Annotated in this window: 20 protein-coding genes; 7 read left to right on the plus strand and 13 right to left on the minus strand. The window is 72.8% G+C overall.

What is annotated here, in order from left to right:
• Positions 1-202 precede the first annotated feature (202 nt).
• Positions 203-2,719, plus strand: a complete 2,517-nt coding sequence (locus ACZ6ZN_RS16885; protein WP_469646819.1) for an ATP-binding protein — start codon at positions 203-205, stop codon at positions 2,717-2,719.
• A 93-nt stretch (positions 2,720-2,812) separates the two neighbouring features.
• Here the strand turns inward: ACZ6ZN_RS16885 and nucS are convergent, their stop codons facing one another.
• Positions 2,813-3,484, minus strand: a complete 672-nt coding sequence (nucS, locus tag ACZ6ZN_RS16890) for an endonuclease NucS (protein WP_184560231.1) — start codon at positions 3,482-3,484, stop codon at positions 2,813-2,815.
• Positions 3,485-3,735: 251 nt separating this feature from the next.
• Between nucS and ACZ6ZN_RS16895 the strand changes: the two genes are divergently transcribed.
• Complete coding sequence (locus ACZ6ZN_RS16895) at positions 3,736-4,128, plus strand: SCO5389 family protein (protein WP_369193679.1); 393 nt, start codon at positions 3,736-3,738, stop codon at positions 4,126-4,128.
• An 84-nt stretch (positions 4,129-4,212) separates the two neighbouring features.
• Here ACZ6ZN_RS16895 and ACZ6ZN_RS16900 read toward each other — a convergent pair whose 3' ends face one another.
• Positions 4,213-5,241: an LLM class flavin-dependent oxidoreductase gene (locus ACZ6ZN_RS16900; protein ID WP_398106522.1), complete on the minus strand. Its 1,029-nt coding sequence runs from the start codon at positions 5,239-5,241 to the stop codon at positions 4,213-4,215.
• 276 nt (positions 5,242-5,517) lie between these two features.
• On the opposite strand from ACZ6ZN_RS16900, the gene ACZ6ZN_RS16905 reads away from it, so the two are divergent.
• Positions 5,518-5,847, plus strand: a complete 330-nt coding sequence (locus ACZ6ZN_RS16905; RefSeq protein ID WP_398106521.1) for an ATP/GTP-binding protein — start codon at positions 5,518-5,520, stop codon at positions 5,845-5,847.
• 7 nt (positions 5,848-5,854) lie between these two features.
• Here ACZ6ZN_RS16905 and ACZ6ZN_RS16910 read toward each other — a convergent pair whose 3' ends face one another.
• The 7 genes from ACZ6ZN_RS16910 to mce all read right to left on the minus strand — a co-directional run bounded on the left by ACZ6ZN_RS16910 (position 5,855) and on the right by mce (position 15,766).
• Positions 5,855-6,742, minus strand: a complete 888-nt coding sequence (locus tag ACZ6ZN_RS16910) for an ABC-2 transporter permease (RefSeq protein ID WP_451876198.1) — start codon at positions 6,740-6,742, stop codon at positions 5,855-5,857.
• Positions 6,739-8,091 carry an ABC transporter ATP-binding protein gene (locus ACZ6ZN_RS16915; RefSeq protein ID WP_469646825.1) on the minus strand — a complete coding sequence of 451 codons (1,353 nt, stop codon included), beginning with the start codon at positions 8,089-8,091 and terminating at the stop codon, positions 6,739-6,741. The genes ACZ6ZN_RS16910 and ACZ6ZN_RS16915 overlap by 4 nt, the downstream gene beginning before the upstream one ends.
• Positions 8,092-8,212: 121 nt before the next feature.
• Positions 8,213-8,983 (minus strand): ABC transporter permease, encoded by a 771-nt coding sequence (locus ACZ6ZN_RS16920; RefSeq protein WP_398106518.1) that lies wholly within the window; start codon positions 8,981-8,983, stop codon positions 8,213-8,215.
• A 2-nt stretch (positions 8,984-8,985) separates the two neighbouring features.
• Positions 8,986-9,960 (minus strand): ATP-binding cassette domain-containing protein, encoded by a 975-nt coding sequence (locus ACZ6ZN_RS16925; RefSeq protein WP_469646828.1) that lies wholly within the window; start codon positions 9,958-9,960, stop codon positions 8,986-8,988.
• Between the two features lie 86 nt (positions 9,961-10,046).
• Complete coding sequence (locus ACZ6ZN_RS16930) at positions 10,047-10,982, minus strand: coiled-coil domain-containing protein (protein WP_369193672.1); 936 nt, start codon at positions 10,980-10,982, stop codon at positions 10,047-10,049.
• A gap of 196 nt (positions 10,983-11,178) precedes the next feature.
• A complete protein-coding gene (gene scy, locus ACZ6ZN_RS16935) occupies positions 11,179-15,093 on the minus strand; it encodes a polarized growth protein Scy (RefSeq protein WP_469646831.1) in 3,915 nt (1,304 codons plus the stop codon).
• Positions 15,094-15,325: 232 nt separating this feature from the next.
• Positions 15,326-15,766, minus strand: a complete 441-nt coding sequence (gene mce, locus ACZ6ZN_RS16940; RefSeq protein ID WP_333933921.1) for a methylmalonyl-CoA epimerase — start codon at positions 15,764-15,766, stop codon at positions 15,326-15,328.
• 148 nt (positions 15,767-15,914) lie between these two features.
• Here mce and ACZ6ZN_RS16945 point away from each other — a divergent pair, with 148 nt between their 5' ends.
• Entirely contained in the window at positions 15,915-17,114 is a 1,200-nt protein-coding gene (locus ACZ6ZN_RS16945) for an acetyl-CoA C-acetyltransferase (RefSeq protein WP_363117321.1), read from the plus strand.
• A gap of 34 nt (positions 17,115-17,148) precedes the next feature.
• Positions 17,149-18,105, plus strand: coding sequence for a methylmalonyl Co-A mutase-associated GTPase MeaB (meaB, locus tag ACZ6ZN_RS16950; RefSeq protein ID WP_398106513.1), 957 nt, complete (start codon positions 17,149-17,151; stop codon positions 18,103-18,105).
• Positions 18,106-18,415: 310 nt separating this feature from the next.
• Here meaB and ACZ6ZN_RS16955 read toward each other — a convergent pair whose 3' ends face one another.
• On the minus strand, positions 18,416-19,033 hold the full coding sequence (locus tag ACZ6ZN_RS16955; RefSeq protein WP_469646836.1) for a PepSY domain-containing protein: 618 nt from the start codon (positions 19,031-19,033) through the stop codon (positions 18,416-18,418).
• Positions 19,034-19,149: 116 nt separating this feature from the next.
• Here ACZ6ZN_RS16955 and ACZ6ZN_RS16960 point away from each other — a divergent pair, with 116 nt between their 5' ends.
• Together ACZ6ZN_RS16960 and ACZ6ZN_RS16965 are read left to right on the plus strand one after the other, a co-directional pair.
• Entirely contained in the window at positions 19,150-19,818 is a 669-nt protein-coding gene (locus tag ACZ6ZN_RS16960) for a response regulator transcription factor (RefSeq protein ID WP_398106511.1), read from the plus strand.
• Positions 19,815-21,215: a sensor histidine kinase gene (locus tag ACZ6ZN_RS16965; RefSeq protein ID WP_469646839.1), complete on the plus strand. Its 1,401-nt coding sequence runs from the start codon at positions 19,815-19,817 to the stop codon at positions 21,213-21,215. Before ACZ6ZN_RS16960 ends, ACZ6ZN_RS16965 begins: the two co-directional genes overlap by 4 nt.
• Positions 21,216-21,219: 4 nt before the next feature.
• Here the strand turns inward: ACZ6ZN_RS16965 and ACZ6ZN_RS16970 are convergent, their stop codons facing one another.
• The 3 genes from ACZ6ZN_RS16970 to ACZ6ZN_RS16980 form a co-directional block, all read right to left on the minus strand.
• Entirely contained in the window at positions 21,220-21,696 is a 477-nt protein-coding gene (locus ACZ6ZN_RS16970; RefSeq protein WP_369193665.1) for a MarR family winged helix-turn-helix transcriptional regulator, read from the minus strand.
• Positions 21,697-21,812: 116 nt separating this feature from the next.
• Complete coding sequence (locus ACZ6ZN_RS16975) at positions 21,813-22,613, minus strand: AIM24 family protein (RefSeq protein ID WP_469646843.1); 801 nt, start codon at positions 22,611-22,613, stop codon at positions 21,813-21,815.
• Entirely contained in the window at positions 22,610-23,260 is a 651-nt protein-coding gene (locus ACZ6ZN_RS16980; protein ID WP_451879595.1) for an AIM24 family protein, read from the minus strand. Before ACZ6ZN_RS16980 ends, ACZ6ZN_RS16975 begins: the two co-directional genes overlap by 4 nt.

Raw genomic sequence — 23,260 nt, forward strand, 5'->3', positions numbered from 1 at the left:
CGCGCACAATCCTCACGACACCGTGACGTTACGGACGGAGCGGCACCCCGGACTGTCGGAGATACTGTGCGAAGGTTTAAGGTCTGGCTGCCCGCTGCACTGCACCCTTCGAGCGGGCCCGGACCAGAAGCGACAGCGCGGTGTGCAGCAAGGCCGGGAGGGGCTTCACCGAGCACACACACGCCTCTGGGGGGCATGACCTATGGACCCTGACAACCGGGGACCCGAGGAGTACGGCCACGACGGCGACGGCGAGACGCCGCGTCAGCGCCCTCCCAGGGAATCCCTCACCTCCGACTTCGGGCAGCACGCACCGGCGCTGGCGCGCACCGTGCAGCTGGTCTCCGGCGACTTCCTGCTGACCGTCAACCCCGTCGACGGCAGCGAGATAGAGGTCTGCCCGCCCGCCGAGCGGCCCGCCGCTCCCGTGAGACTCACCGCCGCCGAGAGGGCCGAGGCCGAGCGCGCGTCCCGGCCGCCCGTGCCGCCCGGCCCCGCCCAGCCCGACCTGCCGCTGCTGGCCCGCCAGGACGAGCGCGAGCAGCTGGTCCGCCTGCTGGCCCGCGGCCGCTCCGTCCGGCTCACCGGCCCCGGCGGCTCCGGCCGCACCCGTCTGCTCGACGTCGTCGCCGAGGACTGCTCCGACCTCGCCCCCGACGGGGTCATCCGCCTCAGCGGCTTCGGCCGCACCGCCGGCGACCTGCTGGACGACCTCTTCCGGGCCGTGTACAGCGCCCCCCTGCACCGCCCCGACCGGGACCGGCTGCTCGCCCACGTCCGGGAGATCGGCGCCGTCGTCGTCCTCGACGACCTGGAGTTCGGCGGGGCCGCACTCGACGAGCTGCTGGAGGCGACCCCCGAGTGCGCCTTCCTGTTCGGCGCCACCCCGGACGTGCCGGCCCCCTCCGGCGACTCCGCCGTCGAGGAGGTCACCCTCGGCGGCCTGGACCGTGCCGACGGCCTGGAGCTGCTGGAGCACGCCGTCGGCCGGCCCCTCACCGAGGAGGAGTCCACCTGGGCGGGCGACCTCTGGTTCGAGTCCGAGGGCCTGCCGCTGCGCTTCGCGCAGGCCGGCGCCCTGCTCCGCCAGCGCGACCGGCTGCGCGCCGGCACCAGCGCCGTGGACGAGTTCGGCGTCTTCGAGGACGCGCCCCCTTCCGACTCCTTCGACCCGGACGACGGGGACGACGTACCCCTGCCCTCGCTCGCCGAGGCCGCCGCCCCCGCGCCGCTGCTCGCGGCACGGCTGAGCGCCTCCGCCCGCGCCACCCTGCGCTTCGCCGTCGCCCTCGGCGGCGAGATCCCGCACCAGGCCCACCTGCCCGCCCTGGTCGGCGACACCCACGCCGACGCCGCCCTCGGTGAACTGGCCGCCTGCGGCCTGGTCTCCCCGGTCGGCTCCCGCTACCGGCTCGCCGCGGGCGTGCAGGCGCAGCTGGAGGCCGCCGGGTACGGCGACGAGGCCGAGGCCGCCGCCCGCAGCGCCGCCCAGCACTACTCCTGGTGGGCGGGGCACCCCTCGGTCACGCCCGAGCGGGTGAGCGCCGAGGCCGACGCGCTCCTCGCCGCCCTGGCCGTCCTCGCACCGGCCACCCGGCCGCCGGCCGAGGACGAGCGGAGCGCGGCCGTGCACCTGGCCCGCACCGCCGCCCCCGCCTTCGCCGCCGGGCTGCACTGGAGCGCCTGGGAGCGCACCCTGCGCTCCGGCGCCGAGGCGGCCCGGCTCGCCGGGGACGTCGCCGAGGAGGCCTACTTCCACCACGAGCTCGGCATCCTCGCCCTGTGCGAGGGCGGGCTCGACCGGGCCCGCGCCGAGCTGGAGGCCTCCATCGGCCTGCGCGGCGCCCTGTCCGACAAGCGCGGCACCGTCGCCGGACGCCGGGCCCTCGCCCTGGTCGCCGACCGCTCCGGCACCCCGCTCAGCCTCGGGCCGGCCGTCGCGGACGAGGTGCCCGAGGCCCGGCAGGAGGATCCGGCGCCCCTCGCCGGTGCGGCCCCCGCTGCCCCCGCGGCGTTCCCGACGCTCCAGCCGCCCACCTCCCCGGCGCTCGTCACCCACCACAGCACCCCCGCGCCCTCGCGCAAGGCCCGGGGCGGACTGGGGGGCCTCGCCCGGCGCAACCTCGTGGCCGCCGGTGCCGGTGCCCTGCTCGTCGCCGTCCTCGGCACGGTCGTGACCCTCGGCGCCACCTCCGACAACGACCCCGGCACACCCTCGGACCGGGTGGGCGTCAACCCGTCCGCCAGCCAGGACGCGGGCGACGGCAGCCTGGGCGCCGACCGCCCGGCCGACGGAACCAACGGCGACACCGAACCGGCGGCGAGCCGCCCGACCGACCCGGGCCCCGACGGCACGCTCGGCACCTCGGACGACCCCACGCCGACGGGCGGCCCGAGCGGATCCCCGGACCCGAGCGGTTCCGCTTCCGTGTCCGGCCCGCCGGCCGGTTCCAAGCCGCCCGCGTCGTCGAAGCCGCCGGCCAGTTCCAAGCCGCCCGCGTCGTCGAAGCCGCCGGCCAGTTCCAAGCCGCCCACCTCAAAGCCGCCGACCTCGTCCGAGCCCCCGGCCTCCTCCGAGCCGCCGACGTCCGACCCGCCGCCGTCCTCGCCCTCCACGTCCAACTCCGCGAGCGGCCCCGCCTCCAGTGCTCCCGCGAGCACGATGAGCGCACCGGCGAGCGGCAGCGGCGCGCCGAGCGGCTCCCCGTCGGTGATCTGACACCCCTACACACGGCAGGGCCGGGTCCGTACGCGGACCCGGCCCTGTGTGTGTTCCGTGTTCGTCGCGCGGGTGTGCGCGCGGGAGGTGCGGTCAGAACAGCCGCAGCTTGTCGTCCTCGATGCCGCGCAGCGCGTCGTAGTCGAGGACCTGGCAGCCGATGCCCCGGTCGGTGGCGAGGACGCGGGCCTGGGGCTTGATCTCCTGCGCGGCGAACACGCCGCGCACCGGCGCGAGATGGGGGTCGCGGTTCAGCAGCTCCAGATAGCGCGTCAGCTGCTCGACACCGTCGATCTCACCGCGCCGCTTGATCTCCACGGCGACCGTCCGGCCGTCGGCGTCCCGGCAGAGGATGTCCACCGGCCCGATGGCCGTGGGGTACTCGCGGCGGATCAGCGTGTAGCCCTCGCCCAGTGTCTCGATACGGTCGGCGAGCAGCTCCTGGAGGTGTGCTTCCACGCCGTCCTTGATCAGGCCGGGATCCACGCCCAGTTCGTGCGAGGAGTCGTGGAGGACCTCCTCCATCGTGATGATGAGCTTCTCGCCCGCCTTGTTGACGACGGTCCAGACGCCCTCTTCCTCGCCCGTGCCCTCTTTGAGGGTGCAGGGCGGCGACATCCAGTTCAGGGGCTTGTAGGCCCGGTCGTCGGCGTGGATCGAGACGCTGCCGTCCGCCTTCACCAGGATCAGGCGCGGGGCCGAGGGAAGGTGGGCGGTGAGCCGCCCGGCGTAGTCCACGGAGCAGCGGGCAATGACGAGACGCATGGTCCGCAACGCTACTCGACGGGCACGTGTCCACGCGATTCGCCCTGGAAAACGCGTGTTCGGTAATGGCCGATTGTGTGCACGGTGTGCTCACTGGGAGTGTCTCATCTGCGCATTTTCCTGGTGCCGTTCCGCTCCGGTGCTTACCGTATGAGCGGGAGGTCGCGATTTGTGTACGCAGCGTGTCTGGATCGCGAGCTCCCTCATCCGTCAGGCAACCCCCGCTGGTTGGGGGTGCGAGAGGAGAACTCATGTCGCTCGACGTCTCACCGGCCCTACTCGAACAGGCCGAGCGAGGCGAGGTCGACGAAGCGGAATTCGTCGACTGCGTCCGGACCTCCCTGCCCTATGCGTGGGAGATGATCAGCTCCCTGGTGGCCCAGCTGAAGGTGGACGGCGGTGCGTTCGCCGACAACCAGACGCCTCCGCCGGACGAGCAGGCGCGCGGCCAGCTGCTGCGCGCGCTTGCGAGTGACGCGATACGCGGTGCGCTGCAACGCCACTTCGGTGTGCGGCTGGCCTTCCAGAACTGCCACCGGGTGGCCGTGTTCCCGCTCGACTCCTCGGTCGACGAGAAGCTGACGCGCTTCACCTCGGTCCGCAGTCAGGTGCTCAACCAGTCTCCCGAATTCCGGGACTGCTGACGCAGCGCCGCTCGCTTGCCGCTCCGTACGCGGGAGGTGCACTTTTTGTACCGGAGCGGCAAGTGCCCGGGATCCACCGTGCCCTCAGAGGAGTTGGGGGAGCACCTCTGCCCCCAGCCGCCGTACGTTCTCCTCCGTCGCGGCCAGGTCGCCGGAACCCTCGACGAGGAGGGCGAAGCGGGAGATGCCGGTCCGCTCGCTGGTGGCCGCGAGCCGGTCCGCACACAGCCGCGGGGTGCCCACCGGGTGCAGCCCGCAGAGCAGTTCGGTGTACGCCAGGGGGTCGCGCATCCGGCGCGTGCGCCCGTCGACCGTGACGTGCGCCTCCAGTCCCTGCTTGAGCCAGCCCGGCATCGCCTTCATCAGCGTCTCCGCCGCGTCGGCCCGGCGGTCCGCGATCTGGCAGACGCCGGCCGACACATGGGCCGCGGCGCGCACCTCCTCGGCCGGCCGGCCGCTGTCGCGCGCGTGCCGCCGCCACAGCGCGACCATCTCGGCCTTCTCCTCGTCGCCCACGTGCATGCCGAGCAGCATCGGCAGCCCGCGCTCGGCCGCCAGCCGCACCGACTTCGGCGAGGTGCACGCGACGACCAGCTCGGGACCCGCCACGTCGGTCAGGGCCTCCGACGGCCGGGGCACGACCGGGACCTCGCGGAAGCGGAACCGCTCCCCGTCGGCCGACACGGACGGCTCGCGCAGCCAGCGCGCCAGGATGTCGAGGGACTCCGGGAAGCCCGTCTCGTAGGCCTCCAGGCCGGCCCCGAAGACCTCCAGGTCGATCCACGGGCCGCCCCGGCCGACGCCGAGGGTGAAGCGGCCACCGCTCGTGTGGTGCAGCAGCGCCGCCTGCTCGCCCAGGGCCACGGGGTGGGCGGTGGGCAGGACGCTGACCGCCGTGCCGACCCGGATGCGGCGGGTGCGGCCCAGCAGCAGGGCGGCCAGGGTGACGGCCGACGGGCAGGTGCCGTACGGCACGAAGTGGTGCTCGGCCAGCCAGACCGTGTCGAGCCCGGCCTCCTCGGCCACCTCGGCCGAGCGGACCGCGCGGTGCAGCGCCTCTCCCTCGCCCTGGCCGGGGAACCGGGCCCCCAGCACGAAACTTCCAACGCGCATTGCTTTCCTGCTTCCTTGGCTCCGACGCGGAGCTCCCCCACAGCGCATAACCGTCCGACACGTGCCGAGGACACGGCCGGGCGGAGTATTTTGCGGATTGTCTGCCGAATGAGCGGCTGCGCGGGGGACCGCGAGCGGTTGCGCGGCGGCCCCCGGAGGGCCGCCCGTCGCCTTCGCCGGGCGACTTGTGGCGACCGGCGGCGTACGTCCACCGGCCCCCGTGCCGCGTAGGCTGGACGCGGCCCGTGCTTCCTGTATAGCCCCGAGAGGTGTCCCGTGTCCCCGCGTCGCAACCGAGCCAAGGGCGCCGGATCGTCCGGCCGGACCTCCGAGGACGACGGCGGCCGCTACGGCGGCTGGCAGTCCTCCGAGGACTGGCGGGGCGAGAGCTGGAGCGTGCGGCACGTGGCCGGGGCGAGCGCGCAGGGCAAGTCCTACCGCTGCCCGGGCTGCGACCAGCTGATCCCGGACGGGGTGCCGCACGTGGTGGCCTGGTCCGAGCACGCGGGCGTCGACGACCGCCGGCACTGGCACAAGGCCTGCTGGAACGCGCGGGACCGCCGCACCCCGGGGGTGCGGCGGTCCCGTAACGCGCCGAGGTTCTGAACCGGGCTCAGACGTCCCGCTTCTCCAGCAGCGCGAAGGCGCCGGCGAACGCGACGGCCGTGGCGCCCAGCATGATCCACAGCGGGTCCCAGCCGGACGGGCCGGACGAGCTGAGGGAGTTGGCGTAGAAGACGCTGAGCTGGTTCGGGATCGAGTACTCGAACAGGGCGTCGCGCACGCCCTGGAGCGACTCCGAGTACATGAACAGGGCGATCACCAGCGGGGCGAGCACGGCGCCGATCATGATCGTGATGGCACCGGCCGAGTGGCGGATGATCGAGCCGACGGCCAGCGAGAGCAGGCCCAGCAGGGCGACGTAGGCCGCGATGCCGACGGTGGCCTTGAGCCACTCGCCGCCGGAGGGGCTCCGGGCGCCGTCGCCCTCCAGCAGCGCCACGTGCAGCAAGGCCACCAGGGACGCCGAGACCAGCGTCACCACGAACGCGACCAGGAAGAACACCACGCCCTTGGCCGCCAGGACCCGGCCGCGGCTCGGGCAGGCGACCATGGTGGTGCGGATCATCCCCGTGCCGTACTCCGAGGCGGTGGTCAGCACGCCCAGCGTGATGATGCACATGCTGCCCAGGAGCACCCCGAAGAAGCCCAGCCCGAGCGGGCTCTCGCCGCTCAGGGCCGGGTCGGAGCCGGCCACGATCGCTCCGGTCAGCGTGCCGATGCCGACGACGAGCAGGACGAACACGCCGAGCGTCCACAGCGTGGAGCGCACCGACCGGATCTTCGTCCACTCGGAGGCGATCGCGTGCACCAGGTGCGTGCGGACGACCGGGATCGGCGAGGTGTAGCCGGGCTCCGCTGGGCCGGCGGGGAACGGCGTGCCGGGCGCCGCGTGCCAGGCGGGCTCGGCCTGCGGCATCTGGGGCTGGGGGCTGCTCATCGGGCGTCCTCGGGCTTGGTCAGGTCGGTGGTCGGGGCGGCGGCGGGCGCGGACGGAGCCGCCGGCGCGCTGTCCGCGGGGGCCGGTGCCGCGGCGGCCGCCGGGGCGGGCGCCTGCGGGGCCGGAGGCGCGGTCGGGGCGCCGGCGGAGGGAGCCTGGCCCGCGGAGGACGGCGGGGCCGGGGGCGCGGCGGGCGCACCCGCGGGCGCCTGCGGGGCCGGCGCGGCGAAGCCCTGCGGCGCGGGCTGGGCGTACGGGTTGACCGGGCCCGGGGCGAAGGCGCCCTGGGGAGCGCCGTAGGGGCCGGAGGGGACCGGCGCGCCCGGCTGGGGCGGCGGCGGGGCGTACCAGCCGGGCTGGCCCTGGCCGGGCACCGGCATGGGCGGCTGCGCGCCGGGCGGCAGCGGCTGCTGGAGTCCCTCCTTCTGGTCGGTGGTCGACCGGTAGTCGACGGCGCCCTGCGTCATCCGCATGTACGCCTCCTCCAGGGACGCCTGGTGCGGCGAGAGCTCCCACAGCCGCACGTCGTGCTCGTGCGCGATGTCGCTGATGCGGGGGAGCGGCAGCCCGGTCACCCGCAGCGCGCCGTCCTGCTCCGGCAGCACGTGGCCGCCCGACTCGGTGAGCGCGGCCGACAGCTTCTCGCGCTGCTGCGGCTCGCTGTCGGGCGTGCGCACCCGGGCGAAGTCGGCGGAGTTCGCCGAGATGAAGGCCGTGACGCTCATGTCGGCGAGCAGCTGGCCGCGGCCGATGACGATGAGGTGGTCGGCGGTCAGCGCCATCTCGCTCATCAGGTGCGAGGAGACGAAGACGGTGCGGCCCTCGGCGGCCAGGGCCTTCATCAGGTTGCGCACCCAGAGGATGCCCTCCGGGTCGAGGCCGTTGACCGGCTCGTCGAACAGCAGCACCTGCGGGTCGCCGAGCAGCGCCGCCGCGATGCCGAGCCGCTGCCCCATGCCGAGGGAGAAGCCCTTGGACCGCCGCTTGGCCACGTCCTGGAGACCGACGACCCCCAGCACCTCGTCCACCCGGCGGGCCGGGATGCCCGACAGCTGGGCCAGGGACAGCAGGTGGTTGCGGGCGGAGCGGCCGCCGTGCACGGCCTTGGCGTCCAGCAGCGCGCCGACGTGGCGGGCGGCGTTGGGCAGCCTGCGGTAGGGGAAGCCGCCGATCGTCACGTGCCCGGCCGTCGGATTGTCCAGACCGAGGATCATGCGCATGGTCGTCGACTTGCCGGAGCCGTTCGGCCCGAGGAAGCCGGTCACGGCTCCGGGCCGCACCTGGAAGGAAAGGTTGTACACAGCGGTCTTGTCGCCGTAGCGCTTCGTCAGGCCGACTGCTTCGATCATGCTCCGCACCCATCGCAAGGTTCAGGACAGCGGGGCACACGCCCCCGTAAGGGTTAGGAGGATATCCAGGCGCTGACGGTTCCGCCCAAGAGCAGGTAAAAGAGCGGCGGCCTCCGCACCGCTAGGCGTCCCGCTTCCTCAGCAGCAGGTACCCCCCGGCCAGGGCGGCCAGCACCCACAGCGCCATGATCCCGAGCCCGCCCCACGGACCGTACGGCGTGTCGTCGCCGACCGGCGGGACCACCTGCATGATCTTGCTGCCGGCCTGGTCGGGCAGGAACCGGCCGACCTTCTTCGTCGCCTCGACGTTGCCCAGGATGTTGGAGATCAGGAAGAAGAACGGCATCAGGATGCCCAGCGACAGCATCGGCGAGCGCAGCATCGCGGCGACACCCATGGAGAACATGGCGATCAGCGCCATGTAGAGGCCACCGCCGAACACCGCCCGCAGCACCCCCGGATCGCCGATCTCCGCCCGGTGCCCGCCCAGCATCGCCTGGCCGAGGAAGAACGCGGCGAAGCTGGTGACCAGCCCGACCAGCAGGGCGAGTGCCGTGGCCACCGCGATCTTGCTGAACAGGAAGGAGCCCCGCCGGGGCACCGCCGCCAGCGAGGTGCGGATCATGCCGGTGCTGTACTCGTTCGACACCACCAGCACGCCGAACACGATCATCGCCAGCTGCCCGAGGCTCATCCCCGCGAAGCTGATGAACGTCGGGTCGAACTCCGCCCGGTCCTGCGCGCTCATCGAGTCGAACTCGTTCTTCGACAGGGCCGAGATCAGCATGCCGAGGGCGACCGTCACGACCACCACGAGCGACAGCGTCCACACCGTGGACGCCACCGACCGGATCTTGGTCCACTCCGACCGTACGACCTGTGTCACCGCCATGCTCAGCCCCTCTTCCAGCCGTCGCCCCACTGCTGCTGTTGCTGCTGCGGTGGTGGCGCCCCGGCGCCCGCTGCGCCGTGCGCGTGGTACTCCACCGACTCCGCCGTCAGCCGCATGAACGCCTCCTCCAGGGAGGCCTGTTGCGGGCTCAGCTCGTGCAGGGTGATCCGGTGCTGCGCCGCCAGCTCGCCGATCTGCTCGGCCTTGCCGCCGTCCACCTCCAGCACGCCCTCACCGCTCTCCACGGCCACCAACCCGGCTTCGTGCAGCACATCGAGCAGCCGCTCCCGCTGCGGGCTGCGCACCCGGACGTACGAACGCGAGTTGCGGTCGATGAAGTCGGCCATGGAGGTGTCCGCGAGCAGCCGCCCCTGCCCGATGACGACGAGGTGGTCGGCCGTCAGGGCCATCTCGCTCATCAGGTGGGAGGAGACGAACACGGTCCGGCCCTGTGCGGCGAGCGACTTCATCAGGGTGCGGATCCAGTGGATGCCTTCCGGGTCGAGGCCGTTGACCGGCTCGTCGAACATCAGGATCCGCGGGTCGCCGAGCAGCGCGGCGGCGATGCCGAGCCGCTGGCCCATACCCATGGAGAAGCCCTTGGTCTTCTTCTTCGCGACGCCGGTCAGCCCGACCGTCTGGAGCACCTCGCCGACCCGGGCGCGCGGGATGCCGTTGCTCTGCGCGAGGCACAGCAGGTGGTTGTAGGCGGTGCGCCCGCCGTGCCAGGCCTTGGCCTCCAGCAGGGCGCCGATACAGGTCAGCGGGTCCTTGAGCTGGTCGTACCGCTTGCCGTCGATCCGGACGCCGCCGGCGGTCGGATGGTCCAGGCCCAGGATCATCCGCATGGTGGTGGACTTGCCCGCGCCGTTCGGCCCGAGGAAGCCGGTGACGATGCCCGGTCTCACGGTGAACGACAGGTTGTTGACCGCCACCTTCTCGCCGTAACGCTTGGTCAGCCCCTCCAGCTCCATCATGACCGCCACGCTAGAGCGCGGCAAAGCCCTCTGCCACCCGAGCGGCAGAGGGCTTTGCGGAGGTTCAGCTTCCGTATGCCGGGCTGTTACCGGGACTGCTGGGCCGGGACCCCGCGGGAGATGGGCTCGTCCTCGGCCGGCGTGCCGGCTGCGGCCACCGCGGCGCCGGTGAGCGTCGCGAGCATCTCGCGGACGTTCGTCAGCTGCGCGTTGATGGAGTCGCGACGGTTCGTCAGCGCCGCCAGCTCGCGCTCGGATTCCGAGCGGATGCGGTCGGCCTTGGCGTTGGCGTCGGCCACGATGTCCTCGGCCTGGCGCTGGGCCGTCTCGACGGTCTGGCGGGCGCGGCGCTCGGCGTCCGTGCGGAGCTTCTCGGCCTCCAGGCGCAGCTGCTCCGCCCGGTGCTCGATCTCGGCGAGGCGCTTCTCTGCCTTGGCCTGACGCGACGCCAGGTCCCGCTCGGACTGCTCGCGGCGCTTGGCGAGGTTCGTCTCGAAGTCGGCGGCGGCCTGCGCGGCCTTGGCGCGGGTCTCCTCGAAGAGGGCGTCCGCCTCCTCGCGCTTGGACTGCGCGTCCTTCTGCGCCTCGGAACGCAGCTGGGCGGCGTCGCTCTTGGCCTTCTCGACGATCCGCAGGCCCTCGTCCTCGGCCTTGGCCTTGCGGTCGGCCGAGTACGACTCGGCGTCGTTGCGCACCTGCTGGGCCGCCGACTCGGCGAGCTCGCGGTGCTGCTCGGCCGCGCGCCGGGCCTCCTCGCGCAGGTCCTTCGCCTCTTCCTCGGCGAGGCGGAGGATCTTCTCCACGCGCGCACCGAGACCCGCGTACGACGGCTCGGCGTCGGTGATCTGGGCCTGGGCGTTCTGCGTCTCGAGGTGGAGCTCTTCGATGCGCTTTTCCAGAGCGGTGATGCGGGCGAGAGCGCTGTCACGGTCGGAGACGAGCTTGGAGATACGTTCGTCCACCTGAGCGCGGTCGTACCCACGCCGCACAAGCTCGAAGCCGTAGGGGGAAGTGTCGCTCATGGGGTTCCTGTCGAATGAGACCGGTGAGGTGATAGGTGGAATCCTAGGGGCCGGAACGGTGTGTCATCGAGCGGATGCGCGTTTGAACCGGAAAATGAGACCCCTTTTGAGTGGCTAAGCGGCGGATCGCTTGCCAGAACCCGGTCAAAGCCCCTCGATGCCCCCGGAATCGGCCGTTCCGGCTCGCTCCGGACGCCTAGCCGTCCGAGGACTTGCCACCCGATCGGGGCGCGCCGACCGTCGCGCCCGCCTTCACCCCGCTGTCCTTGGCGCCGGCCGGAGCCTCGAAGGACTCCAGCGCCTCCAGCACGTCCTGGACACGGGAGATCTCGGCGTTGATGTCCTCGCGGCGGCGGACCAGCACCTCCAGCTCGCGCTTGCCCTCCTCGACCGTGCGCTTGGCCTCGCGGACCGCCTCGGCCTTGAGCTCCTCGGCCTCCCGGACCAGCGTCGACTTCTTCTGCTCGGCCTCCTTGAGCAGCCCCTCGGCCTTCTTCACCGCAGCGATGCGCACCTTGCCCGCCTCGGAGTTGGCCTCCGACACGATCTCCTTGGCCTTCGCCTGCGCCTTCGCCAGCTGCTCCTCGGCCGCCTTGACCAGGGCGTCGCAGCGGTCGCCCGCCGTCTTCATCGCCTCGGCCGACTCCCGGCGGGCCCGCTCGTGCAGCTCCTCGATCTCCGTCGTGATGCGGTCGCGCAGCTCCTCGGCGCGCTCCCTTATCTGCGTGGCGTCCCGGCGCGCGCCGACCAGCAGCTCGTCCGCGTCCGTACGGGCCTTCTCCACCAGCGAGTTGCCCTCGACCGTCGCCTCGGACACCAGCCGGTCGGCCTCCGTGCGGGCCGCGCCCACCATCGTGTCGGCCTGTGCCTCGGCCTCGGCGGTGGTCTTGTGCGCCTGCTGCTGCGCCTCGGTGAGCAGCTTGTCCGCCTCGGCCGTGGTCTCCGTGATGAGCTTGTCGACCTGCTCGGCCGCCTCCGAGCGCCGCTTGTTGGCGTCCTTGCGGGCCTCGTCCAGCGTGCGGTCGGCCTCCTCGCGCGCGTCGGCCACGACACGCTCGGCCTCCGCCCGCGCCTGCGACTTGACGCGCTCGGCCTCGGTGCGGATCCGCTCCGCGTGCTGCTGCGCCGAACCGACCGTCTCGGCGGCCTCGGCCCGCAGCCGCTCCGCCTCACCGGTGGCCTCCGCGAGAAGCCGGTCGGCCTCCCCGGCAGCCTCCGCGCCCACCCGCTCGGCCTCGGCGAGCGCCTCGGTGCGCACCCGCTCCGCCTCGGTGACCGTCTCCATGCGCAGCCGGTCGGTCTCCCGGACCGTCTCGGTGGTGAGCCGCTCCGCCTCGCTGCGCGCCTCGGTGATGAGGGTGTCCGCCTGCGTCGCCGCGTCCGAGCGGATGCGGTTGGCGTCCTCGCGGGCGTCGGCCCGGGTGCGCGAGGCGCTCTGCTCCGCCTCGGCGATCGTGTCGGACGCCTCCGTGCGCACCCGCTGGGCGTGCTCGGCGACATCCGCGCGGATCCGCTCCGCCTCGCTGATCGCCTCGGACATCGTCCGCTCGGCGAGCGCCTTGGCGGCCTCGGACTCCTCGTGCGCCTCGCGGCGCAGCCGGCTCGCGTCCTCGCTCGCCCGCTCGCGCTCCGCGTAGGCGTCGGCGCGGACCCGGTCCGCCTCCTCCTCGGCCTCGCGCCGGGTGCGCTCCGCCGCGTGCTCGGCGGCGCTGCGCAGCCCGGTGATCTCCTCCTGGGCCTGCTCGTGCAGCCCCGCGACGGAGTCGCGGACCTGCTGCGCGTGCTGCTCGGCGGCGGACACCATCTCCGTGGCCCGCCGGTCGGCCTCCTCGACCAGCCGGACGGCCTCGGCCTGGGCCTCCTCCACACGCTTGCGCGCCGAGGCCAGCAGCTCCTCGCTCTGCTCGCGGGCCCGCTCGCGCTCCTGGTCTGCCTCCTGCCGGGCGCTGCCGAGGAGTTCCTCGGCCTCGCGGCGGCGGCGGTTGGCCTCCTCCTGGGCGGCGGCCAGCGTCTCGGACGCCTCCGCGGCCAGCCGCTCGGCGGCGGCCTGCGCCTCCGCGCGCATCCGGTCGGCGCTCTCCTGCGCCTCGGACTTCAGCCGCTCGGCCTCCGTCGCGGCCTCCGTGCGCAGCCGTACGGCGACGGCCTCGCCCTCGGCCCGCGCGGCGGACGCGTCCGAAGCGGCCTCGTCCCGCAGCCGCTCGGCCTCCGTCTCGGCCTGCTGCCGCAGCGTGCGGATGCGCTCGGCGGCCTCGGCCCGCAGCCGCTCGTTCTCCTCGGCGGCCTCGCGGCGGATCCGCGCGGCCTCCTCCCGGGCCTCCGACAGCGCCTGCTCGGCCGCCGTCAGCCGCTCCTCGGCCTCCCGCTGCAGCCGCGTCAGCTCCTCGGCGGCCTCCGCGCGGCGGGCCTCGACGGCCCGCTCGGTCTCCTCGTGCAGCTCCAGCGCCGCGCGCTCGGCCTCCGCCTTGAGGGCCTCGGCCTGCTCGACGACCTCCTCGCGGTGCCGTTCGGCCTCCTGCCGGGTGCGCTGGAGGGTCTCCTCCGCCTGCCGGCGCAGCGTCGTCGCCCGCTCGATGGCCTCGGTGCGGACCTTCTCGCTGTCGGCCTGGGCCGTGGTGCGCAGCTCGTCCGCGTCGGCCTTGGCCTTGGCGAGCAGCTCCTCGGCGGACTTCGCCGCCTCCTCGATCTGCGCCACGGCCTCCTTGCGGGCCTCGGCGCGGATCTTCTCGCCCTCCTCGACGGCGTCCGCCCGGAGCTGCTCGGCCTCGCCGCGCAGCCGGCGGGCCTCCTCCTGCAGCTCGACCGTCTTGGCGCGGTACTCCTTGGTGTCGTCCTTCGCCGCGCCCTTGAGCTCCTCGGCGATGTCGTGCGCCTCGGCCCGCAGCCGGTCCGCCTCGGCCTCGGCCTCCTTGCGGATCCGCTCGGCCTCCTCGGCCGCGGCCTTGGTGGTCTTCTTGGCGTCCTCCGACGCCTTGTTGAGGACCTCCTCGGCCGTACGGGCCGCCTTGGACAGCTGGGTCGCCGTCTCCTCGGCGGTGAGCGTGCGCGCCTTCTCGGCGGCCTCCGCGACGATCTTCTCGGCCTCGGCGCGGGCGTCCGCGACGATCTGCTCCGCCTCGGACCTGGTGCTCTCGGCCTCCTTCGTGGCCTCCTCGACCAGCCGGGCGACCTGCTCCTTGGCGGTGCGCGTGCGCGTCTCGTTGGCCGACTCGGCGCTCGCCAGGGCCTTGGCGGCGGCCTCCTTGGCCTCCGTGACGAGCTTCTCCGACTCGGACTGCGCCTTGCGCAGCGCCTCCTCGGCCTCGGCCATCCGCTGCTCGGCGGCCTTGGTGAGCTCCTGGGCCTCGCGGCGCGCGGACTCCGACTCCGAGACGGTGGAGGTGCGCAGCTGCTCGGCGTGGTCGGTGGCCTCCTGGGCCTGCGTGGAGGCCGCGTTCAGCAGCCGCTCGGCGTCCGTGCGGGCCCGCCGCAGGATCTGCTCGGCCTCCGCCCGGGCCTCCTCGGCCGCGCTGGTCAGCCGCTGCCGGGCCTCGGTGGCCAGCCGCTCGGCCTCCGCGCGGGCGGCGGCCAGGGACTGCTCGGCCTCCGCGCGGGACTCCTCCAGCAGCCGGCGGGCCTGCTGCTCGGTGCGGGCGCGCAGCTGCTCGGCCCACGCCACGTTCTCGTTGACGTGCGACTCGACCGTCTGGCGGCGCTCGGCCAGCTCCTGGTCCAGCTGCTGGCGGCGGGTGACCGCCTCCTGGTGCAGCTCCGCCTGGAGGCGGGCCGCCTGCTCGGCGTGCTCCTGCAGGATCCGCTGGGTCTGGGCCCGGGCCTCGCTCAGTTCCCGCTCGGCGTCCGTGCGGATCTGGTCGGCCTGCATCTGCGCGTTGCGCAGCAACTGCTCGGCCTGCCAGCCGATGTCGCCCCCGTCGAAGGAGGGCCGGGTCATGATGGTGCGCCGCGCCTCGTGCAGCTTGGCGCGCAGTACCTCGACCTGGTAGCCGAGGTCCTCGGCGTGCTGGATCGCCTTTTCCCGCTCGGTCTTCAGCCGCTTCATCTCGGCTTCGAACCGAGAGAGGTGGTCGACGTCAGCCGCCGGCTCTCGCTCCTGGCTCTCGTAGCCCCGCACTGCGCGGTCCCATCCGTCCCCTGGTCGAAACTCTTTCCGTACGAGCTCCGTCCATCCGCCGAACGGGGCCCCCGGGGAATGGTGTCAGATCATCGGCGGAGCAGAGGCTGCTGCCCCGACGCTCGTCCCCCGAAACCCGGACCCCGGTGGTCCTGCCGTCGCACGGCGGGACCGCGGTCACCCTGGCTGAGCGGCGACCGCACCCAACCCTACCGGCCCCTATGTACGAGGGTCAGTGCTCAGGTGACTCAACGGGCGCCGAAGTGACCAGTTCTGTCAGTACGCCATGACAGTCCTTGGGGTGCAGGAAGGTGATCCGTGACCCCATGGAGCCGCGCCGGGGCTCTTCGTACAGCACGCGCACGCCCTTGTCCTTGATGTCGGCGGCGTCCGCGTCGACGTCCGCGGTGCCGAAGGCGATGTGGTGGACGCCCTCGCCGTTCTTCGCGAGCCACTTCGCGACGGTGGAGTCCTCCCGGGTCGGCTCCAGGAGCTGGAGGTAGGTGGCACCCCCGTCGGACGTCTCGTTGATCTTGAGCATGGCCTCGCGCACGCCCTGCTCCTCGTTGACCTCGGAGTGGAAGACCTCGAAGCCGTAGGTGGCACGGTAGAACTCGACGGTCTTGTCCAGGTCGAAACAGGCGATCCCGATGTGGTCGATTCGCGTCAGCATGAGTTCAGTGCAGCGCCCCGGAGGTGGTTACGCAACGTGCGCGCGATCACACCGACGGCCCGATGACGGCACGGAGTGCCACTCAGTACATTCGAAGTAAACCCTCGTTCACTCCTCGGCTGTGCAGCCGGTAAGGGGATCGCAGCTCATGTCTTCTGCAACGACCAGCTCGGTGATCGTCTCGGGTGCGCGTACGCCCATGGGACGGCTGCTGGGCTCCCTGAAGTCCTTCTCCGGAGCCGACCTCGGCGGCTTCGCGATCAAGGCCGCCCTCGACCGTGCGGGGATCGGCGGCGACCAGGTGCAGTACGTGATCATGGGCCAGGTGCTCCAGGCCGGCGCGGGGCAGATCCCGGCCCGCCAGGCCGCGGTCAAGGCCGGCATCCCGATGAACGTGCCGGCGCTGACCATCAACAAGGTCTGCCTGTCCGGCCTCGACGCCATCGCGCTCGCCGACCAGCTCATCCGCGCGGGTGAGTTCGACGTGATCGTCGCCGGCGGCCAGGAGTCCATGACCAACGCCCCGCACCTGCTGCCCAAGTCCCGCGAGGGGTACAAGTACGGCGCCATCCAGATGCTGGACTCCATGGCGCACGACGGGCTGACCGACTCCTTCGACGGCGTCGCCATGGGCGAGTCCACCGAGAAGCACAACACCCGCCTCGGCATCGGCCGGGCCGAGCAGGACGAGATCGCCGCGCTGTCGCACCAGCGGGCCGCCGCCGCGCAGAAGAACGGTCTGTTCGAGGCCGAGATCACGCCCGTCGAGATCCCGCAGCGCAAGGGCGACCCGGTGCTGTTCAGCAAGGACGAGGGCATCCGCGGCGACACGACCGCGGAGTCGCTCGGCAAGCTGCGTCCCGCCTTCGCCAAGGACGGCACGATCACGGCCGGTTCCGCCTCGCAGATCTCCGACGGCGCCGCCGCCGTCGTCGTGATGAGCAAGGCCAAGGCGCAGGAGCTCGGCCTGGAGTGGATCGCCGAGATCGGGGCGCACGGCAACGTGGCCGGGCCGGACAACTCGCTGCAGTCGCAGCCGTCCAACGCGATCCTGCACGCGCTGAAGAAGGAAGGGCTGGAGGTCTCCGACCTCGACCTCGTCGAGATCAACGAGGCGTTCGCGGCGGTGGCCGTGCAGTCCATGAAGGACCTCGGAGTGTCCACCGAAAAGGTGAATGTCAACGGCGGTGCCATTGCCCTGGGTCACCCGATCGGGATGTCCGGTGCGCGGCTCGTGCTGCATCTCGCGCTGGAGCTGAAGCGGCGGGGCGGCGGGGTGGGCGCGGCCGCGCTGTGCGGTGGCGGGGGCCAGGGCGACGCGCTGATCGTGCGCGTGCCCAAGGCCTGAGTGTCGGTACGTCCCTGATCTGAACGGAGCTGTGATGCAGGACGTCTCCACGTTGGTGGCCCAGGCCAGGGAAGGTCGGCCCCGGGCCGTGGCCCGGCTGATCTCCCTGGTGGAGGGGGCGTCCCCGCAGCTGCGGGAGGTCATGGAGGCGCTGGCGCCCCTGACCGGCGGCGCGTACGTGGTCGGCCTGACCGGGTCGCCGGGTGTCGGCAAGTCGACGTCGACCTCGGCGCTGGTCAGCGCCTACCGCAAGCAGGGCAGGCGGGTCGGCGTGCTCGCCGTCGACCCGTCCTCCCCGTTCTCGGGGGGTGCGCTGCTCGGCGACCGTGTGCGCATGTCGGATCACGCGTCCGACCCGGGCGTGTACATCCGCTCGATGGCCACGCGCGGGCATCTCGGCGGGCTGGCGTGGGCCGCGCCCCAGGCGATCCGGGTCCTGGACGCCGCCGGGTGCGACGTGATCCTCGTCGAGACGGTGGGGGTCGGGCAGTCGGAGGTGGAGATCGCCTCGCAGGCGGACACCTCGGTGGTGCTGCTGGCGCCCGGCATGGGCGACGGCATCCAGGCGGCCAAGGCCGGGATCCTGGAGATCGGCGACGTGTACGTCGTGAACAAGGCGGACCGGGACGGCGCGGACGCCACGGCCCGCGAGCTGAACCACATGCTGGGGCTGGGGGAGTCGCGGGGGCCGGGGGACTGGCGTCCGCCGATCGTGAAGACGGTCGCCGCGCGGGGTGAGGGCGTGGACGAGGTCGTCGAGGCGCTGGAGAAGCACCGGGCCTGGATGGAGGAGCGGGGGGTCCTCGCGGAGCGGCGGACGGCCCGGGCCTCGCGCGAGGTCGAGACGATCGCGGTGACGGCCCTGCGCGAGCGGATCGGGGACCTGCACGGGGACCGGCGCCTGGGGGCCCTGGCGGAGCGGATCGTGGCGGGCGAGCTGGATCCCTACCGGGCGGCCGACGAGTTGGTGGCGGGGCTGACGGAGGGCTGAGCCCGAGCGCCTGCGGCGGCTGATCCGGGGGGTGCGTGGCGCCTGGCCGGCATGCGCGGCGCCTGGCCGGGGGTGCGTGGCGCCTGACCGTGGGTGGGGGGTCGGGGCCGTGCCGGGGGGTGTCCGTCCTCGGAACGGCGCGATGGGGTGTCACGCCGACTCACTGTCCGTCGACGCGCCAACCAGCTGCGGGCGGACACCCCCCGGCACGGCCCCTTCCGTGGCACGCCGGGTGCGGGTGCGCTGCGAGGCGCGTCGCCGCCCCGGCGCGACCGTGGGCGCCGGGGCGGTTGCGGTGCTGGGTGACGGGTCAGTCCTGGTCGTCGTCGGTGTCCGAGCGGTCCGCGGTGACCTTCGCCGTGTCGAGGCCGATCTTCCAGTCCTGCTCGGCGCCGTCCTGCTTGCGGGTCTCGGCCTCCCAGGCCTGGCCCTTGCCGTCGTCGTCGAGGTCGACGGACGTCACCACGCCCTTGCCGGCCGCGGCCTTCGCCGCCTCCTCGGCGGTCACGGCGGAGCCCTTCAGCGCGGCCCGCACCTGCGCCGTGTCGTCCTCGTCGTCCTTCTGCGCGCCGAGGACCTTGCCGCTGGACGGGTCGACGCTCACGCTGCGCCAGGTGTCGTCGCCGGCCAGCACGTCGACCTGCCACACCGTCTTGCCGGAGTCGTCCTCGTCGTCGAGTTCGGCGGAGACGGCCGTGCCCGAGGTGTGCTTCAGCGCGGAGGCGATGGCCTCGGCCGCCGTGACGTCCGCGTCGGCGACCTGCTCGGCGTCGTCCCGGTCGTCGCGGCCGTCGTCGTCCGAGACCCGGGTGTTCGCCGCCTGGCGCGCCGGGCCGTCGTCGTCTCCCGTGGTCGCGAGGGCCGTGGCCGTACCGCCTCCGATCAGAGCGGCGGCGGTCACGGCGGCGATCACGATGTTGCGCTTCATGCGGGTTCCTCCCGAGTCGTTTCGTTTTCGATGTCTTCGACTCTGGCCGACGGAGGCTGAGAGGAACCTGAAGCCCCCTGAAGGGATCTTCAGCTTGGCTTTGCCACTCTGGACGCATGCGCCTGTTGATCGTGGAGGACGAGAAGCGGCTGGCCCTGTCGCTCGCCAGAGGCCTGACGGCCGAGGGGTACGCCGTGGACGTCGTCCACGACGGACTGGAGGGGCTGCACCGGGCCTCGGAGGGCGTCCACGACCTGGTGATCCTGGACATCATGCTGCCAGGGCTCAACGGCTACCGGGTCTGCGCCGCCCTGCGCGCCGCCGGCCACGACGTGCCGATCCTGATGCTGACCGCCAAGGACGGCGAGTACGACGAAGCCGAGGGCCTCGACACCGGCGCGGACGACTACCTCACCAAGCCGTTCTCCTACGTCGTGCTGGTCGCCCGCGTGAAGGCGCTGCTGCGCCGGCGCGGGCAGGGCGGCGGGGCGTCGCCCGTGCACGTGCACGGGGATCTGAAGGTCGACACGGCAGCCCGCCGGGTCTTTCTCGGTGACGCCGAGATCGCCCTGACGGCCAAGGAGTTCTCCGTGCTGGAGCAGCTCGTGCTGCGCCCCGGCGAGGTCGTGTCCAAGTCGGAGATCCTGGAGCACGTCTGGGACTTCGCCTACGACGGCGACCCGAACATCGTCGAGGTGTACGTCAGCACGCTGCGGCGCAAGCTGCGCCCGGGGCTGATCCGGACCGTGCGCGGGGCCGGGTACCGGCTGGAGACGGCGCCGTGAGCCGGCTGTTCGGGTCCGTCCGGGCGCGGGCCACGCTGGGAGCCACGCTCGTCGTCGCGGTCGCCCTGGTCGCGGCCGGGGCCGCCGTGCTGCTGTCCCTGCGGTCCAACCTGATCGGCGAGGCCGGAACGCAGGCCGAGCGCTCCGCCCGCGCGGTCGCCTCGGAACTGGCCGCCGGCACGCCCTACGACAAGCTGTCCGGGCTGGACGGCGACGACGGGCCGGTGCAGGTGCTCGACGAGGACGGACGGCTGGTCGCGGCCAGCGAGGACCTGGAGCGGATCAGCGGCACCGACAGCACCCGGGTGGAGCCGCAGCCGGCCGCGTCGCCGGACGGGGACGACGAGGACGACTCCGGCGAGAGCCTCGCACCGGGCGAGATCTCCGGGGAGAGCGTCTTCAGCAACGGCTCCGCGACGATCGACGGGGACACCGAGGACTACCGGTTCGCCGCCGTCGAGGTGGAGACCCGGGACCGCGGCCACCTCGAGGTCTACGCGGGCTGGCCGCTGGCCGCCGAGCACGGGGCGGTGCGCACCGCCCTGACCGTGATGCTGATCGGCTTCCCGCTGCTGCTGGCCGTCGTCGCGGGCGTGACCTGGCTGGTGACCCGGCGGGCCCTGCGGCCCGTCGAGGGCATCCGGCGCGAGATGGCCGCGATCACCCGGTCCGAGGACCTCGCGCGCCGGGTGCCCGAGCCGGACACGCACGACGAGATCGCCCGGCTCGCCAGCACCACCAACGAGACGCTCGCGGCGCTGGAGACGTCCGTGGAGCGGCAGCGCCGGTTCGTCGCGGACGCCTCCCACGAGCTGCGCAGCCCGATCGCCTCCCTGCGCACGCAGTTGGAGGTGGCCGCCGCGCACCCCGAGCTGCTGGACCTCGACGGGGCCGTGGAGGACACCGTGCGCCTGCAGAGGCTGGCCGCCGACCTGCTGCTGCTCGCCCGGCTCGACGCGGGGGAGCGGCCCGGGGAGGCGACGGTCGACCTGGCCGCCCTGGCCCGCGAGGAGGCCGCCGGGCGCACCGGCGTGAGCGTGCGGGCGGAGGCCGTGGAGGTGGCCGGGTCGCGGGGGCAGCTGGGGCGGGTGCTCGCCAATCTGCTGGACAACGCCCAGCGGCACGCGCGCTCGGCCGTGACGGTCAGCGTGCGGCGCGAGGGCGACCGGGCCGTGGTCGGGGTGGCCGACGACGGCGACGGGGTGCCCGAGGGGGACCGGGAGCGGATCTTCGAACGGTTCGTCCGGCTCGACGCGGCCCGCAGCCGGGACGACGGAGGCGCCGGACTGGGGCTGGCCATCGCCCGGGACGTCGCCGTCCGGCACGGCGGCACGCTCACCGCCGGGCGGGGACCCGCAGGCGGAGCCCTGTTCGAACTCCGCCTGCCGCTCCGCTAGCGGGTCAGGGGCGCCCGCGCTGGCCGCGCAGGTGCTCGGCGATGGGCTTGAGTGCCTTGTCGAGCTCCGTGAGGGTCTCCGGGGACAGCAGGTCGATGAAGTGCCTGCGCACGGACGCCACGTGGTGCGGCGCGACCTTCTGCATCGTCGCCATGCCGTGGTCGGTGAGGACCGCGTAGAGCCCCCGGCGGTCCGACTCGCAGTTCTCCCGCCTGACCAGGTGCGCGTTCTCCATGCGCGTGATCTGGTGCGACAGGCGGCTTTTGGACTGCATCGTGGCGGAGGCGAGGTCGCTCATCCGCATCCGCAGGTCGTCGGACTCGGAGAGGTTCACGAGGATCTCGTAGTCGTTCATCGTCAGGCCGAACGGCTGCAGGTCCTTCTCGAGCTGGTACGTCAACAGCCTGTTGACCTCCAGGTGGGTGCGCCAAGCGCACTGCTCCGCATCGGTCAGCCAGCGGGTGGCCGTCTCGGTCTCCATGAATGAAGTCTACCTAAAATGTTGAAAGGCGAACTAGTGAGGGGTGGCGTGTGGCAGCGCACACCTGGCGAACAACCGTGCGCAGGCGTTCGATGTCACACTCCGCAGACTACCGCTCACAGCCCGAAGCGACGCTGGAGGTCCCCCAGCTGTCCGGGAAGGCGCGGTACGCCCGACTGCCCCGGCTGCGGGCCGTGCGCCCCCGCGCCGGGCACCCCCGCCTGGTGCGGGACCGCCCCCGTCGCCTGCTCCGCCATCAACGTCTCGGACGACTGCAACAGCACCGTGCCGGCGCCCACGAACTCGAACTGGTGCTCCTCGCCGGAGGCGCCCCCGAGGCCCGTCAGTGCACGTAGACCGCCCATCACGCCCGTCATGTAGCCGTGGTCGTAGTGGTGGCAGGGCGAGGGGCAGTCGGCCCAGCCGACCAGCGCCTGGGGGTCGACCCGGATCGGGGGCTCCATGAACACCACCGGGCCGTTGGACGCGGCCACGAACTTCCCCGTCCCGATGAGCGTCAGAAAACCCGGCACGATTGATTGCTTCAGCGACAGACTTGGCTGAAAAGCAAGCAGGTTGCCCGAGCGAATGGTCAGGTTGCCGTCCTCGAGGTCGTACGAATTGACGTCGAAGGCCCGGTCGGCCAGGAGCATCTTGCCCGACCCCTCGGCCACCACCCAGTCGCTCGCGTGCAGTGGCGAATGGAACGAGGTGCGCACGAGACGGTCCAGCCGGCCGTGCCCGACGCCGTTGAAGTCCATCGAGCCGTAGTAGGCGATCATCTTCCCCTTCTGCAGAAACCACTGGCTCCCCTTGAGCTCCACGCAGAAGGTGTACGGATTGACGTTGTCGTCGCAGGGCAGGGTCGCCGGGTCGAAGACCGCGGGGCCGGCGCCCGGGGATGCGTAGGTGCTCACAGCTTCTCCTCCGACGCCTGGACGTACACCGCACCGCTGCCGCTCAGCTCCAGCTGGAACGCCTCGCCGGAGCCGCGGCCCACCATGTCCCGCCAGCCCAGGGCGGTGGACAGCTTGTTGCGGACCTCGCCGTGGTGGGCGACGTAGGCCTGCGGGTCGACGTGCACCGGGTGCTGCGGGGTGATCGGGATCTCGATGACGCCGCCGTGGGCCATGACCGCGACGGACCCGTGCCCCTTCAGCGTCGTCGTGAACAGCCCCTGGCCGCTGACCTGGCCGCGCACCATGCCCATCACGCCCCCCTGCGCACCGAGGAACATCGTGCCCTGCTGGAGCGTGCCCTCGAAGGCCAGCAGGCGGTCCGCCTCGACGTAGAGGGTGTCGCCGGTGAGGCGGATCACCTGGACGTGGTGCCCGCCGTGCCCGAACAGGACCGTGCCGCTGCCCTCGACGGACATCAGGGGGGTGTCCTCGTTCGCGACGCGGCGGCCGATCATCGACATGATCCCGCCCTGGCCGCCCGCCATGTTGGGCGTGAAGGACACCTCGCCCTTGTACGCGAGCATCGCGCCGCGCTGGCTGAACAGCCGCTGCCCGGGCGCGACCGTCGCCTCGACCATCTTCCCGTTGATCTCCCGGAAGCCCAT

This window comes from Streptomyces sp. NPDC053665, assembly GCF_055585285.1.